12 protein-coding genes and 4 pseudogenes are annotated in these 18,691 nt (G+C 31.7%); 10 read left to right on the top strand and 6 right to left on the bottom strand.

The genetic code is table 11. The features are described from left to right. Positions 1-303 precede the first annotated feature (303 nt). Positions 304-1,376, top strand: a pseudogene (locus tag AC1RYN_RS04015) (branched-chain amino acid aminotransferase). A 158-nt stretch (positions 1,377-1,534) separates the two neighbouring features. Here AC1RYN_RS04015 and AC1RYN_RS04020 read toward each other — a convergent pair. Beyond that, positions 1,535-1,917: pseudogene (locus tag AC1RYN_RS04020) on the bottom strand (pyrophosphohydrolase domain-containing protein). 82 nt (positions 1,918-1,999) lie between these two features. On the opposite strand from AC1RYN_RS04020, the gene AC1RYN_RS04025 reads away from it, so the two are divergent. Beyond that, complete coding sequence (locus AC1RYN_RS04025) at positions 2,000-2,188, top strand: hypothetical protein (RefSeq protein ID WP_035624553.1); 189 nt, start codon at positions 2,000-2,002, stop codon at positions 2,186-2,188. A 62-nt stretch (positions 2,189-2,250) separates the two neighbouring features. Here the strand turns inward: AC1RYN_RS04025 and AC1RYN_RS04030 are convergent. Next, positions 2,251-4,285, bottom strand: a pseudogene (locus AC1RYN_RS04030) (dipeptidyl-peptidase 3 family protein). A 473-nt stretch (positions 4,286-4,758) separates the two neighbouring features. On the opposite strand from AC1RYN_RS04030, the gene AC1RYN_RS04035 reads away from it, so the two are divergent. The 4 genes from AC1RYN_RS04035 to AC1RYN_RS04050 all read left to right on the top strand — a co-directional run bounded on the left by AC1RYN_RS04035 (position 4,759) and on the right by AC1RYN_RS04050 (position 7,215). Continuing rightward, entirely contained in the window at positions 4,759-5,676 is a 918-nt protein-coding gene (locus tag AC1RYN_RS04035) for an SRPBCC family protein (RefSeq protein ID WP_481805918.1), read from the top strand. Positions 5,677-5,739: 63 nt separating this feature from the next. Further along, positions 5,740-6,282, top strand: coding sequence for an RNA polymerase sigma factor (locus tag AC1RYN_RS04040; protein WP_481805919.1), 543 nt, complete (start codon positions 5,740-5,742; stop codon positions 6,280-6,282). A 33-nt stretch (positions 6,283-6,315) separates the two neighbouring features. Beyond that, the gene (locus AC1RYN_RS04045) at positions 6,316-6,729 is read left to right on the top strand and encodes a hypothetical protein (protein ID WP_481805920.1); all 414 of its coding nucleotides are present in this window, start codon (positions 6,316-6,318) and stop codon (positions 6,727-6,729) included. 27 nt (positions 6,730-6,756) lie between these two features. Further along, the gene (locus tag AC1RYN_RS04050; RefSeq protein WP_481805921.1) at positions 6,757-7,215 is read left to right on the top strand and encodes a sensor of ECF-type sigma factor; all 459 of its coding nucleotides are present in this window, start codon (positions 6,757-6,759) and stop codon (positions 7,213-7,215) included. Between the two features lie 64 nt (positions 7,216-7,279). Here AC1RYN_RS04050 and AC1RYN_RS04055 read toward each other — a convergent pair whose 3' ends face one another. Continuing rightward, positions 7,280-8,335 (bottom strand): sialidase family protein, encoded by a 1,056-nt coding sequence (locus AC1RYN_RS04055; RefSeq protein ID WP_481805922.1) that lies wholly within the window; start codon positions 8,333-8,335, stop codon positions 7,280-7,282. 118 nt (positions 8,336-8,453) lie between these two features. Between AC1RYN_RS04055 and AC1RYN_RS04060 the strand changes: the two genes are divergently transcribed. The 3 genes and pseudogenes from AC1RYN_RS04060 to AC1RYN_RS04070 all read left to right on the top strand — a co-directional run bounded on the left by AC1RYN_RS04060 (position 8,454) and on the right by AC1RYN_RS04070 (position 13,276). After that, positions 8,454-9,788 carry a hypothetical protein gene (locus AC1RYN_RS04060; RefSeq protein WP_481805923.1) on the top strand — a complete coding sequence of 445 codons (1,335 nt, stop codon included), beginning with the start codon at positions 8,454-8,456 and terminating at the stop codon, positions 9,786-9,788. Between the two features lie 136 nt (positions 9,789-9,924). After that, positions 9,925-11,883, top strand: a pseudogene (locus tag AC1RYN_RS04065) (KUP/HAK/KT family potassium transporter). Positions 11,884-12,025: 142 nt separating this feature from the next. Continuing rightward, positions 12,026-13,276, top strand: a complete 1,251-nt coding sequence (locus AC1RYN_RS04070) for an RsmB/NOP family class I SAM-dependent RNA methyltransferase (RefSeq protein WP_481805924.1) — start codon at positions 12,026-12,028, stop codon at positions 13,274-13,276. Between the two features lie 215 nt (positions 13,277-13,491). Here the strand turns inward: AC1RYN_RS04070 and AC1RYN_RS04075 are convergent, their stop codons facing one another. The 3 genes from AC1RYN_RS04075 to AC1RYN_RS04085 form a co-directional block, all read right to left on the bottom strand. Further along, positions 13,492-15,027, bottom strand: coding sequence for a YifB family Mg chelatase-like AAA ATPase (locus AC1RYN_RS04075; protein WP_481805925.1), 1,536 nt, complete (start codon positions 15,025-15,027; stop codon positions 13,492-13,494). A 124-nt stretch (positions 15,028-15,151) separates the two neighbouring features. Beyond that, a complete protein-coding gene (locus AC1RYN_RS04080; protein ID WP_481805926.1) occupies positions 15,152-15,613 on the bottom strand; it encodes a GNAT family N-acetyltransferase in 462 nt (153 codons plus the stop codon). A gap of 380 nt (positions 15,614-15,993) precedes the next feature. Continuing rightward, positions 15,994-17,091, bottom strand: coding sequence for a hypothetical protein (locus AC1RYN_RS04085; RefSeq protein ID WP_481805927.1), 1,098 nt, complete (start codon positions 17,089-17,091; stop codon positions 15,994-15,996). 1,099 nt (positions 17,092-18,190) lie between these two features. Here AC1RYN_RS04085 and AC1RYN_RS04090 point away from each other — a divergent pair. After that, complete coding sequence (locus AC1RYN_RS04090) at positions 18,191-18,418, top strand: GNAT family N-acetyltransferase (RefSeq protein WP_481805928.1); 228 nt, start codon at positions 18,191-18,193, stop codon at positions 18,416-18,418. Positions 18,419-18,691 lie beyond the last annotated feature (273 nt).

Raw genomic sequence — 18,691 nt, forward strand, 5'->3', positions numbered from 1 at the left:
ATTTATAAATCCGTTTATTTATGTTTTTGTCTTATTTAGAAGTCAAATTTAATCAAAACAAATGCGTAAAGCCTTAAAAAACTGTAGTTTTTTCATAAATTTCATATAAAATCAAGGTGTTTTTTAAACTTTTTTAGAAAATAAATAAATCACAGTCAAACACCATAATTAATATCATTTTAGCAGTCAAATTATATATATATTACTTAATTTTGCAATTAATAAAATTTATTTCACATCTTTTCAATGTTTTAGATTACAATCTTGAACAATGAATATAGTTCATAAAAACCATACTTTATCATGAGTACAACTCAATCAAACAAAATTGAAATCGTTAAAGCAACTTCATCAAAAATAAATGATGTAGACTTTGATAACTTAAGCTTTGGCGCTGTATTTACAGACCATTTATTCGAATGCGATTTTAAAAATGGAGAATGGCAAACACCAGTCATTAAGCCTTACGCTCCAATTTTAATGGATCCATCTTCAAAAAGTCTTTCATTATGGGACAAGCAATTTTTGAAGGTATGAAAGCTTATAAAGATGATAAAGATGCTATTTGGCTTTTTAGACCCAAAGAAAACCACAAACGTTTTAATGCTTCTGCAAAGAATGGCGATGCCAGAAATTCCTGAATCGTATTTTTCTTAGATGGATTAAATGAGTTATTAAAATTAGACGCTGAATGGGTTAAAAGAGGAAACGGAAGCAGTATGTATATCCGTCCGTTTATGATTGCAACTGGTACTGGAGTTGTTGCAAACCCTTCTGATGAATATAAATTTATGATTTTACTTTCACCTGCAAAATCATACTATGCTGGAGAAGTAAAAGTTATTATTGCTGAACACTATAGTAGAGCTGCAAATGGTGGTATCGGAGCTGCTAAAGCTGCTGGTAACTATGGAGCACAGTTTTATCCAACAAACTTGGCAAATGAAGACGGATTCCAGCAAGTAATCTGGACTGATGACGCAACACATACCAAACTTGAAGAAGCAGGTACAATGAATGTATTTTTCAGAATTAACGATACTTTATTAACTGCACCTACAAGTGAAAGAATCCTAGACGGAATTACTTCGTAAAAGTTTATTAGCAATTGCAGAAAAAGAAGGTTTAAAAACTGAAGTTCGTTCTGTATTAGCTTCTGAACTAGTTGAAGCTGCTAAAAACGGATCATTAAAAGAAATTTTTGGTGCTGGTACTGCTGCAGTAGTAAGTGTTATTAAAGGATTCTCATACAAAGATGAATATTACGAATTGCCTAAAGCTGCTGATTCTTATGCTTCTCTTTTAAAGAAAAATTAACAGGTATACAAAACAAACTAGCTGAAGATACTTTCAACTGGACTGTTCAAGTAAAATAATTCATTACATTATATAACTAAAGGCGATTTTCATTAAGAAAATCGCCTTTTTTTTTAGAAGACACGAAGTAAATTAAATTATGATTTTTCAACTATCTGAATAAGAAATTCTGTTTTATATAAATACATGTTATGCTTTTTTTCTTCCTAAGCTGTTACTATTTTAAAATTTTAGAAAAATCAGGTTTAAAATAATTTGGTCCTTTCATCACTTTTCCATCTTCACGATATATTGGCTGTCCATCCTCACCAAGCTTACTCATATTACTTTGTTGGATTTCATCAAAAACAGCTTCAATTTTTCCTTGTAAACCATGTTCAATAATTGTTCCACACAATATATACATCATGTCTCCTAGCGCATCGGCAATCTCTACTAAATCATTATTTTTAACTGCCTCAAGATATTCTTCATTTTCTTCTTCATCAAATTGTAACGAAGTATATTTTTTGTCTCTCCCAAATCTGCAATTGGTGATTCGCTATGTCCAATTTTAAAAGCAGTATGAAATTCCTTCACTGCATCAATCTGTTTTTGCATAATTATATTTGATTAAATGATATACTAAATTAACAACTATTCCTAAACTATTGCCTAAATTTGCCACAAAAATTTTAAACTTATGTTTAGTCAGGGACAATTAATATTTGCATTGTGTTTTTTTATCGCTTTTGTAATCGCAATGATATTTGCCTATAGAAAAGATGTAGGCCTTCACAAAATATTCTACAAAGGAAATTATAAGGTTTTGCTAGTTTTCATAGCTTTTATCATTATTCTATTTCTGATAAAAATATTCTTCAAACGATAATCTATTTCATAAAAAATGCCCGTTAATTTAACGGGCATTTTCATTAATCTATTATATCCTTATTAGTTTTCTAAAGGCAAGAAACCAAAGTTTTTAGAATAGTTCAACATTTGTTCTGCAAATGTTTTTGGCTGTTTTACTTCTATCGAAATAATCTTCCCTTTTGCGTCTAACTTAGGTTCCAAAACAGGATTTACAAATCCACTATATGGCGCTGATGGGAATTGTTTGTTACGTTCCAAAACCTCTGCATGCAACGTTTGATCTACTTTTACACCATAATTTTCTACCAATGCTTTTCCTGCATTATAATCTCCTTCAGATTTTATACGCTGTACTTCACGTAATAACTGCCCGAATAAATCATGTAATTTATCATAATCAGTAATATTAAAATAGGTTTTACCGTTACGGGTAATCTTTTCAATCACATTATCTTTCTTTCCTTTTTCATAAACCCAAGCACTTACCCACTGACGGTTTCTCATGTGGGCTTCTTCAATGTTTGCACCTAACTCCAAACGAACCAACTGAGTCATTAATCCATTACGGATATAACTGTCGTACGACTCCATTCCAACTTTTTTCCAATCATCAACTAATCCCAGTTCTTGTAATTTTGGATTGTATAAATAAAACAAACCTACTAAATCTGCTCTACCCTCTTCAAGAGTCGAAGCATAACTTTTTAAAGTTTCTTTTGGAGTTCCAACTCCTTCATTAATTTGCCCTGAAGCATGACCTACAACCTCATGCAAAGCTGTATGTAGTTTATCTCCAAGTTCTCCGTATTTTTTTGCTAGTGCAATTTCTTCCTGATCGTTAGCAAATTCTTGTAATTTACCGCTTCCTCCCGATTGAGAATAAGCATCTATAATATTTCCTAATGATACTGATTTTGAACCATGCTCTGCACGAATCCAATCAGCATTAGGAAGATTCACACCAATTGGTGTACTTGGCGAAGCATCACCTGATTCTCCTGCTACAATAACCGTTTTATATGAAACTCCTACAACATTTTTCTTTTTGTGCTCTGCCATTAATGGTGAATTATCTTCAAACCACTGTGCATTTTTTGATATTACTTCCATTTTGGCCGACATATCAAAATCTTTAATTTGCACAACACCTTCATAAGAACCTCTATACCCTAATGGGTCATTATACACTTCGATAAAACCACTTATATAATCTATATTGCCCTCAGTAGCATGCAGCCAAGCAATATTATAATCATCCCAAGTTTTTAAACTTCCTGTTCTGTAATACTCGATTAGCAAGCCTATTGCATCTCCTTGTTTTTTATTTTCGGCAACAGTTTTTGCTTTTTCTAACCAAAAGATAATTTTATCTATTGCGGCTCCATACATTCCACCACTTTTCCAAACTTTCTCTTCTAATTGTCCTTTTGCATTTTTAACCAATTTAGAATTTAATCCATAAGAAATAGGTTTCTTTGGATCTGGGCTCGTTTGTTTTTATAAAAGTCTTCAGCTTCTTCTAATGTAATTCCTTTTTCATAAAAATTAATTGCGGAACCAGCTAACAATCCTTTCGATTCATCAAGATTTACTTTTTTACTATCTTCATTATTAAACAAAATAGCTGTAACATCTGCTGCCAATTTAGTTTTTGTAGCTTTTAGTAAACCTTCAAAATATTCTTTTGAGAAATCAGGCTTAATCTTCTCATTAGAGTAATGATGGTGTATACCATTAGAAAACCATACTCGTTTAAGATAAATTTCAAAATTTTTCCAATCAGAACTCTTCTTATCTCCTTTATAACTTACATAAATCTGCTCAAGTGCTTTTCTGATTTTTAAATTATTCTTATAGTTCTGATCCCACATTATGTCTCGACCAGCCGTTCCTGCCTGTGTAAGATAGTATACTAATTCCTGTTCTTTGAGCGTTAAATTTTCCAACTTGGTATTTGATAACGCAATACTTTAATGTCGGCAAATTGCTCTACTGTAAAATCAAAAGGCTTATCATTGTTTGTTTTCAACTTAGATGTATTAGCAACCTGTGCGTTACAAATAACCGAAACACCAGCAATCATAAAAATTCCTGCAGCTTTAAGTAATTTCATTATTAATGATATTTAGTTTATAAAATTATTATTATCCATCAAAGATACATTTTCTTTAAAAAAAATATAAAAAACAACGTTAATATTACCTTTGGGTTGTTTTCAAAGACTAATTTTATTTATATTGCTTAATCATTTTTCCTCCAAATTTTTTATATAAAACTATTCGAAAAGTCAAAAAATCAACAAAAAAGGCCTAGTTTTGACCTTTTAATATACCCCATCTGATATTAATTAAATTTATAACTTTGCATCTCAAAACAACCAAGATACTATGAGAATTTTAAAAATATATATTCCTACTATTACTATTAAGTTTAGTCTCTTTAACCGTATTTGTAGCTACTCAAAAAGGTGATTTCACAGTTGAGAGAAGTAAAGTCATAAAAACACAACGCGCTCCTTTATTTAATTTCGTAAACGACTATAGAAACTGGGCAGATTTTAGTTCTTGGATTGTTGAAGATCCTACAATGCAATTTGTTTATCCTCAAAATACTTCTGGATTAAATGCATCCTTTTCATGGAAAGGAAATGACGGAAGTGGAGATATGAAAACTATTGCTGTTACTGACGCACAAAGTATTACACAAAAAATGAATTTTGGCGGAAGTTTGGCTGACGTTTCATGGGTTTTTAAAGATACACTTGGAGGTACAAAAGTTACATGGAAAACTAAAGGAACAATGAGTTTTCTTTTCAAAATATACTCAGCACTTAATGGTGGTGCCGATAAAGTTATTGGTACTATGTATGAAAAAAGCTTAGCAAACTTAGATAAAATATTAGTTTACGAAACCAATACATTTGATATCAAAGTAGATGGAGTTGTAAAAAAACCAGAAACATTTTATATCAGCCAATCGTTTACTAGCGAAATTGCAAAAATCACCAAAAATGTTAGAGTTGTTGCTCCTAAATTAATTTCATTTTGTGAAGCCAATGGTATTGAAATCAACGGAAAACCTTTTGTAATTTATCATACATACGATACTACAAACGGATTAGCCAAAATATCTATTTGTGTCCCTATCAAAAAAGAAATCTTTACAAGTGCCGGAAGTGATATTTCAACTGGTAAACTAGAATCATTTGAAGCTGTAAAAACAACTTTAAAAGGAGATTATTCACATACCAAACAAGCACTAGAAAAAGCTACAGCTTATATTAACAATCAAAAACTATTTCCTGATTTTAATTGGTCACATCTTGAAATTTATTCGGTAAGTAAATCAGAAATTGCAAATCCTTCAAAATGGGTTACAGAGATTTATTACCCTGTAAAACCGAAGGTAGTTCCTGTACAAACCCCTGTGGTTCACACCCCAAGAGCAGAAACTACTCCAACCCACACCCCTCCTCCTGCTAAAGAAGAGGAATCGGAGTTTTAAAAACTCCAAATGGAGATTAAACCTTTTCAAATAATTCTATTCTAACTTATACAATTTATAAAGTTGACAGACGAAAAGGTATTTATACAAGAGTTATTGAATCCGAAGACGCAAAATATAGCGTTTCAAAAACTTGTGTCTGATTACCAAAAACCATTATATAATCATATCCGAAATATTGTTTTGGATCATGATGATACACACGATGTTTTACAAAACACCTTTGTGAAAGTATTTCGCTATCTAAATAAATTTAAAGGAGATAGCAAACTATTCTCATGGGTATATCGCATTGCAACCAATGAAGCTTTAACTTTCTTAAGTCAAAAAGCTAAATTAAGCGGAATAACTGCTGAGGCACTACAGAATAAAACAATTGATAATCTTCAAGCCGATACTTATTTTGACGGAAATGAAATTCAGCTAAAACTACAAAAAGCCATCGTTACGCTTCCTGAAAAGCAACAATTGGTTTTTAAAATGAAATATTTTGAAGAATTAAAATATGAAGAAATTGCCGAAATATTAGGCACTTCTGTTGGTGCATTAAAAGCATCTTATCATCATGCTGTAAAAAAAATAGAAGCTTATGTTACATCCAATTAAACCTTTTACAACTAATATAGTCTTATATATATTATGAAAGCATTTAAATTAGAAAACGAGCCTAAAATAGAAACTGGATTTAAAACTCCAGAAAATTACTTTGAAAACTTCTCGGTAAGTCTATTAGAGAAGCTGCCACAAAATGAACCTAAAACAATTTCTTTGTTTGCAAGAAATAGAAAAACATTCATTGCTGTAGCAGCTGTACTTGTCATCGCATTAACTATACCAATAGTTAATAAATATGTAACAAAATCTAAAGAACTTGACGAAGCAACCTTAGAGACGTATCTATCTTATCAATCTAATTTAAATCAATATGACCTAATTCATGAACTAGACACAAATGACATTAAAAATTTAGATAAAAATATTGCTTTAGGAGATGAAACTATAGAAGATCTTCTGACATCGAATGCTAATATTGAACATCTAATTTTAGAATAAAAATATAATTATATTAAAATGATGCAGATGAAAATTAAAAACATACTTCCGATATTCCTATTCTTAATTACTCTTCCTTTTTATGCTCAAAATGAAAAAATGGACGAGAAAAGAGAAAAAATAAAAGCATATAAAGTTTCTTTTCTAACAACCGAATTAGACTTAACTTCAGCTGAGTCAGAAAAATTCTGGCCAATATACAATGCATATGATGATAAACAATTTGAGTTAAGACATCAAAAAATGAAAGCGTATACAAGAAAGTTAACTGACGAGAGTTTAAAAAATATGTCAGAGAAAGAAGCTGCTTCATTAGTTTGCCAAATCGAAAATACTGATGAAGAATTATATCTTTTGCGAAAAAAATACACAACCAACTTGAAGAAAATACTTCCTGCGAAAAAAATCATAATCCTGCGAAAATCAGAAGATGACTTTAATCGCAAACTATTACATCAATATAGAGATAAAGCAGGTAAAAACTAAACCCTTCTTAAAAATAACAACAGCGGAGAACCCTTTATAATAATTACTTTATTATTTAGGGTTCTCATTTTTTAAATCGGATTAGAACCATTTTATTATGTCCTGCAGCGATTGCAGTATTTGAATTTATAAATCGTATTGTAAAAAGGCTTGAATCTGTAGACAATTGCTTCCATGAATTTCCACCATCTGCTGAATAATGTAATCCTAAAGCTCCAACTACTACAAGCTCTTTTCCTTTACTTTTAGGCACATACTGCACACAAGAAGCATAACCAAAGCCCGAGTTCTGAGCAATCAAATTCCACGTTTTCCCTCCATCGGTCGTTATTGCTTTATTATCTGAATTTTGCTCTGGAAGTTCATAATCACCTCCGGCAATAAATCCGTTTTTAGAATCGTAAAAATCGGCTGTAAAAATCCCAGTCATTGTTTTTCCTTGTACAATAGGAGTTTCTCCAACCTTCCACGTTTTCCCTTTATCATTAGAATAAAAAACTCTTGCTCTTTTTCCTCCAGAAACCAACCAAGTATTTTTTCCTTTTATAACAATATTAGTATTACTTGCTGCAAATGCAGCTTCCCCTTTGGCCATTGTAGGCAACTGATCTGCTAATAATTTTACCCATGTATTACCTCCATCACGTGTTATTAATATCGAAAAACTATCTTCAGTAGGGTCTCCTACAGCAATTCCATCAGCATCATTCCAAAACTGCATACTATCATAGAACACTTTATCATTAACCTCCTTATAAACTAATTTAGTTTTTTTAGTTTCTTTAGAAACTTGATAAAGCAAAGCGGGATTTGCAACACTTAACAAAAATATATTTTTTGATGTTTGTGCTATACTTCTAAACTCCAATTTTAAAGTATCTCTATAAATATGCTCTACATATTTTTCTTTATCCTTCAAATCATAATATCCAAATCGTGAATTATCTGCACCAAACCACACTTTGTTTTTATCGATTACCAGTGCTCTAATACTTATTTGATCTTTAAACAATGTATCGATCTCTACCGACTTAAATCCTTTATCAATTGCATTGTAATCTACTGTTTGACAATGCGCTACCAAACTAAAAAAACTTAAAAAGAGAGCCAGTTTCTTCATGATGTTTTTAATTATTTTTATGCTAAAATACAATTATTTACATAAAATCAAAATCCTAAATATTTTTTGTGGCACAGTAATTGGATAATTCAAAACAACAATCATAATACGATACATCATGAAAACGAAACTACTTTTAATAGGCCTACTAACTTTAGGGTTTGCTACAATACAAGCTCAAGCTGGAGCTACTGTATATGCTAAAAATTCTGATATTAGTGATAATTTAGATTTAAGAGCTGTAGCTTCAATTTTTGGAGAATCCGCAAATCTTCAAGATTTCGAAAGAAGATTAAATGAACCCAAATATCAAATATCAAATCTTGATTTAAATGATGATAATCAAGTAGATTATTTACGCGTAATTGAAAGCGTAGAAAACAGAACCCATGTAATTATCATACAAGCAGTTCTTGACCGTGATGTTTACCAAGATGTAGCAACAATTGATTTAGAGAGAGATTCTTTTAACAAAGTTCATATACAAGTTGTTGGAAACGACTTTATTTATGGCTCTAATTATATCTATGAGCCTGTCTATACAGTTACTCCAGTAATTTATACTTCATTTTGGGTAACCAATTACCGTCCTTATTATTCAAGCTGGAGATGGAATTACTATCCAACTTACTATACTGCATGGAGACCTTACCCAATTTATAGATACAGAAGTAATATTAATATTTGCATTAATGTAAACAACCATTATAATTATGTAAACCATAGAAGAAGTAGTGCAGCTGTTGTAATATACAACTCTAATCGTTCTTATGGATATGAAAGACGTAATCCTAACAATGGATTCTCTCAACGTAACAGCAATGTAAACAACAGATATGAATTAGACCAGAGACGTGTTGCTAGTAGAGAAACAAACAGAAGAAATAGTACTTATTCTAATACTAACAGAATTACTGATAGAACGGCAACAACTAATAGAAATTACTCACAAAACAGAACAAATTCTAGAGAAAATAATGCTACTACTAGACCAACTACTCGTGATTATTCTCAAAATAGATCAAACTCAGCTGGAACATCTGTAGATGAAACAAATACTTCTAGAGATTATAATAGAGGGAATGCTACTCAAAGAAATGAAACCACTAGAGACTATACTCAAAACAGACCAAGTTCTACTGTAGTAACACCTACACAAAGAACAGAAACGACTAGAGATTATAGTCAAAATAGAGGGAATTCTAATGTAGCAACACCTACGCAAAGAGCTGAAACGACTAGAGATTATAGTCAAAATAGAGGAAATGCTTCTAGAGATTATTCGTCTCAAAGAACGGAAAGCTCTAGGGGAAATTCTGAAAACAGAACAAGCTCAGCTAGACAATCAAGCCCACAAGGCTCTAATGACCAAAGATCTAATTCGGCTTCCAGAGGTAATTCTAGCCCAAGAGAAAGCAGTTCTTCTGAAAGAGTCGGCAACCGAAGAGGTTAATTTTATTATACTTAGCTCATTAAAACAAAAACACGATGTAACCATCGTGTTTTTTTTATCTTTATTATTCATAATTCGATGTTAATTTGTTTTAAAACAGTAAATTTGACGCGACTTTTATAAAATTAAAAATTAAATGAGCGCATCACACAAGAACTTACATAGTAAGTTAACTTTCGGAGGTTTATTAATCACTTTAGGAATTATATATGGTGATATAGGGACCTCTCCTTTATATGTAATGAAAGCCATACTTGGCAAACATATAATCGATGCCGACATTGTTCTAGGTGGTATTTCATGTGTTTTTTGGACATTAACACTTCAAACAACCATAAAATACGTCCTCATCACATTAAGTGCTGATAATCATGGCGAGGGTGGAATTTTTGCCTTATACGCTTTGGTCAAAAAAACAAAGATTAAATGGTTGATTGTTCCCGCCATTATTGGAGGAAGTGCCTTACTAGCCGATGGTATTATTACACCACCAATTTCTGTTTCTTCTGCAATAGAAGGAATAAAAACCTACTACCCTAGTATAAATACTGTTCCTATTGTTATAGCAATCTTATTCGTTTTATTTACGATACAGCAATTCGGAACTAAACTAGTGGGTAAATTTTTTGCTCCAATGATGTTAATCTGGTTTACTATGCTTGCTGTTTTGGGAGTAATCCAAATTGTACATTACCCTGAAGTTTTTAAAGCAATAAATCCTTATTATGCTTATCGTTTGCTATCTATACATCCTGATGGTTTCTTTGTATTAGGTTTTGTATTCTTATGTACAACTGGAGCCGAGGCTTTATACTCTGATATGGGGCATTGTGGAAGAAAAAAACATTCGTATAAGCTGGATATTTGTTAAATCGGCATTGGTTCTAAACTATTTTGGACAAGCAGCATTTCTTATTCATCATGAAGGCCAGACCTTACAAGGTTTAGGAGGAAATGGAAATCCATTCTATTTAATCATGCCTAATTGGTTTCAGCCTATCGGAATTGTTATAGCAACTCTTGCTGCAGTAATTGCTTCTCAAGCGCTTATTAGTGGTTCATTTACATTGATAAATGAAGCGATGCGATTGAACTTCTGGCCAAAAGTGAAGATAAAATATCCTACTGAAGTTAAGGGACAATTATACATTCCTTCTATCAACTGGTTATTATTCTTTGGTTGTGTTGGAATCGTATTGCATTTTGAAGAATCAGGAAAAATGGAACATGCGTATGGTCTAGCAATTGTTTTATGTATGATCATGACTACCATTTTACTTAATTTTTATTTGATCATGAAACGAGTAAAATTATACTTCATGGTTCCTTTAATTACAATATACCTAGCTATCGAGATCAGTTTCTTAATTGCTAATGTAACTAAGTTTGCAGAAGGCGGTTATGTAACATTAATTATTGCCTCTGTTCTTATCCTTATTATGACAATATGGTTCTTGGCTAAGAAAATCAATAAAAACTACACTAAAGTTATCAAGATTGAAGACTATAAAAAGGTATTAATGGAATTGAGTGAAGATTTATCTATTCCAAAATATGCAACGCATTTAGTTTATATGACGAATGCTAGTCGTGTAGATGAATTGGAGGAGAAAGTTATTTATTCTATTTTGCAAAAGCGTCCAAAGAGAGCTGATATTTACTGGTTTGTTCACGTAAATATTTTGACTGAGCCATACAAAACTCAATATAAAGTTACCGAAATTGCTAAAGATGACATCTATAGAGTCGATTTTAATTTAGGATTTAGAGAACCTACCAAAATCAACCTTATGTTTAGAGAAGTTATTCGTGATATGGTAAAAAAAGGTGAAGTCGATATTACAAGCCGATATGAGTCATTGAACAAAAATAATATTATTGGAGATTTCAAATTTGTATTATCTGAGAAATTCCTTTCTAACGATAATGACCTAAGATGGCACGAAAATATTATCATGAACTCTTATTCTCATTAATGAAATTAAGTTTATCTGAAGAACGCGCTTTTGGTTTAGACAGTAGTTCTGTAAAAATTGAAAAATTCCCAATGGTGCTTCATGCTCCAGAAAACATAGGTTTAACAAGGGTTCATTAAGCCTTGCTAAATAGTTACAAAACACTCTTTTAATTCTTAAAAGAGTGTTTTTTTTTTGGTCCAAAAATATAAAATGCACATTCAAAATTAAAAATTTAACTTTCAACCAATTAATACTACCTTTGCAGCTCAATTATTTAAAATGAGATTACACAGAAATTTAGTTTATACGACCATCGATTCTTTAAATGCTATATTCAATGAAGGCGAATATGCAGATAAAGTGGTTGCAAGAGCATTAAAAAAAGACAAGCGTTGGGGAAGTTCTGACAGGAAATTTGTCGCAGAAACAATATACGAAATAGTTCGTTGGAAAAGATTATACAGTGAAATTGCTGAAGTTAAAGAACCATTTGACAGAGATAATCTTTGGAGAATGTTTTCGGTATGGGCTGTATTAAGAGGATATCCTATTCCTGACTGGCGCCAACTCGAAGGTGTTCCTGAGAGAAAAATAAAAGGCCGTTTTGACGAACTTTCTAAAATTAGAGCTATAAAAGAGTCTATTCCAGACTGGATGGATGAATTAGGTGTTAAAGAATTAGGCGAAAAACTTTGGGCTACAGAAATTGCTGCTCAAAACCAACCTGCTAAAGTTATACTTAGAGTAAATACTCTAAAAACTACTAAAGAGAAATTAAGAGCTATCTTAATGGACTTAAATATTGAAACTGAATTTTTAAAAGAGCAACCAGATGCTTTAGTTCTTAAAGAAAGAGCTAATGTATTCTTAACTGATGCTTTTAAACAAGGTTTCTTTGAGGTTCAGGATGCTAACTCACAACGTGTAGCCGCTTTTCTAGATGTAAAACCAGGAATGCGCATTGTTGACACTTGTGCTGGTGCTGGAGGAAAAACATTGCATATTGCTTCTTTGATGGAAAACAAAGGACAATTAATTGCAATGGATTTATACGAAAGTAAATTGAAGCAATTAAAGCTTAGAGCAAAACGTAATGGTGCTTTTAATATTGAATACCGTATTATTGACTCTACTAAGGTAATTAAGAAATTACATGAAAAAGCAGATAGAGTTTTAATAGATGCTCCTTGTAGTGGCTTAGGTGTTTTAAAAAGAAACCCTGATGCTAAATGGAAATTGAAGCCTGAGTTTATTGATAACATCCGCAAAGTTCAAGCTGAAGTTTTAGAAAGTTACTCTAAGATTGTAAAACCAGGTGGTAAATTAGTTTACGCTACCTGTTCTATATTACCTTCTGAAAATCAAGAGCAAGTTGAAAAATTCTTAAAAACAGAAATTGGTAAGCAGTTTACTTTTGTAAAAGATCACAAGATATTGGCTTCTGAGTCTGGTTTTGATGGTTTTTATATGGCTTTATTAGAGCGTAAAGAGGTTAAAGAGGTTAAAGAATCTAAAAAAGTAGTTGCATAATTACACCTTTTACTCAATATATTCAAAAGAGCAACCTTAATAAGTTGCTCTTTTTTTGTTTAACACATAGAAACATAGATTTTATGTTTGAGAAAGAATACAAAAAAAAATACATTTCTTCCACATAGCTAACTTTGTGCTTTTTAAATAAATGAAATACCTTTTTCAGAATACAAAATCTATGTTTCTATGTTTTTATATAAATCATACTTACTTTACCCCAACCAGCCATCACGATCTAAACTACGATACTGAATTGCTTCGGCAATATGAGAAGAAATAATATTGGGAGCCGCTTCTAAGTCGGCGATAGTTCTGGCTACTTTCAAAATTCTGTCATAGGCTCTGGCCGAAAGATTAAGTCGTTCCATTGCTGTTTTTAATAATAATTTTGATTGTTCATCGAGTGCACAAAACTCCCTGATTTGCTTAGTGTTCATTTGAGCATTGTAATTTATATTCTCGAATGTTTCAAATCTTTTGGCTTGGATTTCACGTCCTGCCGTAACACGTTCGCGAATATGTACGCTACTTTCGGCTTTATTATCATCTGCTAATTTTTCAAAGGGAACTGGAGTAACTTCTATATGAATATCAATTCGGTCTAATAATGGTCCCGAAATCTTGCTTAAGTACCGTTGCATTTCGTGTGGAGAAGATTTTTGTGGTGCATCTGGATCGTTAAAAAATCCACTTGGACTTGGGTTCATACTTGCCACAAGCATAAAAGAAGACGGATAGGTAACGGTAAACTTTGCTCTAGAAATTGTTACCTCACGATCTTCTAACGGTTGTCGCATTACTTCGAGGACATCTCTTTTAAACTCAGGCAATTCATCCAGGAATAATACTCCATTATGCGCCATCGAAATTTCTCCTGGTTGCGGATAACTCCCACCTCCTACTAATGCAACATTCGAAATAGTGTGATGCGGTGAACGAAAAGGCCTTTGATTCATTAAGCCTACTTCTTTTAGTTTTCCTGCAACACTATGAATTTTAGTCGTTTCAAGTGCTTCTTTTAATGTCATTGGAGGTAAAATACTAGGTAATCGCTTGGCGAGCATAGTTTTTCCTGCTCCCGGAGGTCCTACTAAAATTATATTATGTCCACCAGCTGCAGCAATTTCCATACAACGCTTGATGCTCTCCTGCCCTCTTACATCCGAGAAATCAAATTCGGGAAAATCTAACGTTTTATAAAACTCTGCTCTTGTATCTATAACTGTGGTTTCCAGAGTTCCTTTTCCTTCTAAAAAGTCTATTACTTCCTGTACACTCTCAACTCCATACACATCTAAACCAGCTACAATTGCAGCTTCTTTAACATTTTGTTTTGGCAGAAAAAATCCTTTATACCCTTCTTCTTTAGCTTTTATAGCAATTGGCAAAGCGCCTCTAATGGGCTGTAAGCTTCCGTCAAGCGAAAGTTCTCCCATAATAATATACTTATCTAGTTCAGGTGCTTTTATTTGATCTGAAGCCACTAAAACACCAATTGCCAAAGTTAGGTCGTAAGCCGAACCTTCCTTACGTAAATCGGCTGGCGCCATATTTATAGTTATTTTTTTGCCAGGCATTTTATACCCGTTATTTTTTAATGCTGCTGCAATCCTAAAACAGCTTTCTTTGATTGCACTATCTGGTAAACCTACTAAATGATACCCAATACCCGGATCCATATTTACCTCAACAATAATAGTTGTGGCTTCTACACCAAAAACTGCACTTCCGTATACTTTAACTAACATAATTCCTTTTATTTATGATAAGTAAAAATATTCAAATATAAATTAAAAACGCACTTATTTGTAATATTTAATTTACAAATAAGTGCGTTTCAAAACTCACAATCCTTAAATCCTGATTAAATTATTATACTTCCTTTCTCATCTGAATGTAATGACTTGTAAAACCTAATTTTTCATATGCTTTTATTGCAGATTCATTTGTTTGATATACTTCTAAGCGAAGTTCAGTGATTTCTTTTGAAGTAGTCCATTCAGTAAGTTTTTCAATTATTTTATGTACAATACCTCTGCCACGGAATTTAGGATCAACGTACATAAATCCTAAGTAACCATATTGTGCGTATTTAAAATAGGGCTTTGCATTGTCTATCCTTGCGTAACCTGAACCAATAACTTCACCATCTAATTCTGCAACAAGTAGTTCTATATCTGGTGAACTCAGCATTTTTTCAATATCGTAATACTTGACACCTGACTTGCTTAATGTTGGGTCAAATGACCTTTCAGCATTAATTAATTCTTGTTCAAAAAAAAGAAGCTTCTCCATATCATTATGACAAGCACTGCGTATAATTATAGTATTCATTATCAAATATATTTTTCAATTAATTAAGAGAATAACTAAACAATATATTAAAAAATTATGACAAATACAATCCAAAAATAAATACTACAAAAGGTATAATGCAGTACTCATTTTATACTAACAGTAAATCGACTTAAAGAAACATATTTTTTGTATACTTAATCCTCTTTAACAGTTATCATTGTGCCATCAATACCAAAAAGAGTACTTCTGTATACTTTAACTAACATATCCGTTTTATTTATGATAGGTAAAAGTATTTGAAAACTAAAAACTTTCTATCCTCATGCTTAAGGAGATAATAGAAAGTTTAAGACCTTTTGAGACCTATAGCTACTCCCCATTGGTTTTACATTAGAAACACTCAAGGAGACATGTTATTAATTTTTAGCAGATCCCAAATAAAAATTAAAAAGAGAACCTCCTCCTGTTCCATTATGAGTAATGATAATTTCGTCAAACCAAGACCCACCAACATTATAAAGAGCTCCAGCCTTAGTAGAACCATTAGATTTGGTAATTTGTGTTCCCGAAACAGTAAAAACAGAATTACAATTTTGGGGGTAAGCAGTAGATAACTGTAAACTTCCTGACACTACAGCTCCATTGAGTTTTAAAACATAATTAACGTCCTCTAGTAGATCAGTAGCATTTTGATATACTTTTAGGTTGCTTACAGGTCTATTAAATTTAATAGTCATGGAAGAAGAAGAACTGCCATTACCAAGCAACCACATACTATCACTATCATTTATGGTGACACCACAGCTAGTATATGCGGCAGAGTAGGTTTTAATCTCAGTATAACTACTAAATGTGGCACTCAACGGTTGCTCATTTACTGTTCCGTTTATAATGCTACCACTACTTGTAAAGGACAATTTAAGTCCTGAAGTACTGGCTGTAAGATCTGGAGTAGGCGGAAAAGAATTATTAAAATTAATAACTTTATTACAAAATGATGTAACTGATGTATCCATTTTAAGCAAAAAAGTAAAATCTCCGACTGTAATAGGGGTTCCAGTTGCCGTCAAAGTAATATTCTGTACTCCTGTTGCATTAAATGTACCGTTTCCGCTAAAGGAAATTCCATTTACTACATCCGAAGAAGCGCTCCATGGGCCTAACTCCGTTACTGTAACAGATAGGATAAGGGTATTTTGAGTAGTCATTACTAAACCTTTATTATATAATCCACTCAGTACTCCTGCATTGCAATCTTTAATAAAGACTCCACTTCCTGAAGTGGGACATTGTCCAATCCATTTAGTTCCATTCCAATATTGAAGGCAATCAAGATCACTATTATAGATCATCAATCCTGCTGGTTTTGAATTAATCGCATCTCTTTGTATTGTTGTAAGTCTTGGTGGAAGAAATCCCTTAGACGTAGAAAAAACTTCAAGGACTGCACCTGCATCTGGTGTCTTAATATTAATTCCTGTGCTTGAGTCCTGAGCAAAGCTCGAAAAATTCATCCCAATTAGAATTAGCAGCACTAATTTAATTCTTACTCTTTTTTTTTTTATTATATAACATCTTTGTTATTGTTAAAATATCACCCTTTCCATTCATAATTGATACATTTTAATTGTTTATAATTTTTTTATCATAGGCATAAAATCTATCTACTTAATGTAATTATATACAGGCGTTGTTTTAATAATCCTTAAAATTAGATTATCAAAAATAGCACGTATATGAATCTAATTAACTTAGAGACATTACATTTAGAAGGTAAAAAAAACTTTTTTCCTTCAAGTAAAAGGGGGGAGGGAGGTATTCAATAATTATAAGTAAAAAAATGTGATTAATAATGTAAAACTATCTCTAATTACTTCAAAATTATTTTGTGCAAAGATAGCATTTTATTATTACAGAATTATGGTCTATAAATATTAAAAAAAACATTATTTTACTTTCAATTTACAAATAAAAGAAAACATCTAATAAAAACTAAAAATAATTCATTTCTCTTATTTACAAAATACTTCTACTATTATTTTTTTCAATTACTATATGTACAGGATAAATCAATTAAAAAGCCAGCTAATGGAAGTCTAAAATTATAACTGTATTAATTTCTCTTTTTATCATACCGATTTTGGCTACAAATTGCATTCTAGCAATTAAAAACTACTTTTTAATTTATCCATAAAAGCCCTCATTTTACACTTAAAAATCAATAAAACTAGCCTGCTTGATATTTGCTAAAAACAAAATAAACGGGCTTTTTTAGTTATTTTACAGTTATTTTTCCTTAAATTGCGAAACATCTATCACATTTTTAGTCAAAAATTATATTTGCCATTTATCAAATATAATTTTACCTATTGGAATCTGACTAAAAAACCATATCAATTTGCAATTCATATTGCATCTTTTGCCTTTGAAAAAATTTCAAAACAGGGCTCAAATAATCGAAAAAGAATAACAAAATGGAATTCAAGATAAATTACTCCTGAACAAGGAGAGGATAAAACATTTACTGGTGAAATAATTGCTCAATTTCTTCATACACACCTAGAACAATATGGAGATACTCTTGAAGATATACTTAAGGCTATTGCATATGCAATGAACCCTGCTAAAGGAGGAACAATTGTACTTGGTATGGAAGAAAATAAAATCATGGGAGCCTGCATCTTAAACAATACAGGAATAAAAGACTATATTCCTAAAGACATCCTTGTATATATTGCAGTTGATAAATCCCAAAGAGGAAAAGGTTATGGAAAAAAATTAATGCAAAAAGTAATTGCTACCACCAGAAGGAAATATCGCATTACACGTAGAACCCGATAATCCAGCTAAAATTTTATACGAAAAACTAGGTTTACAAAACAAATACCTTGAAATGCGTTTGAAATAAATCAACCTAAATTATTAAATTCAAATAAAAAAAGAAAAAGAACGCAATGGCATTCATCAAATTATACCAGTAAAAAATTCGAGGAGAATTATACTTTTTCTCAACAACATTTTCATTTCAAAAAATATTGAATGGGGCGTTGTATCTAAGCTTTTTAGGTGCTGCCTCCCTAACGACAGGAGCATGTATTAACCTTAGCAATGCAT

Source organism: Flavobacterium sp. TC780, from assembly GCF_056783245.1.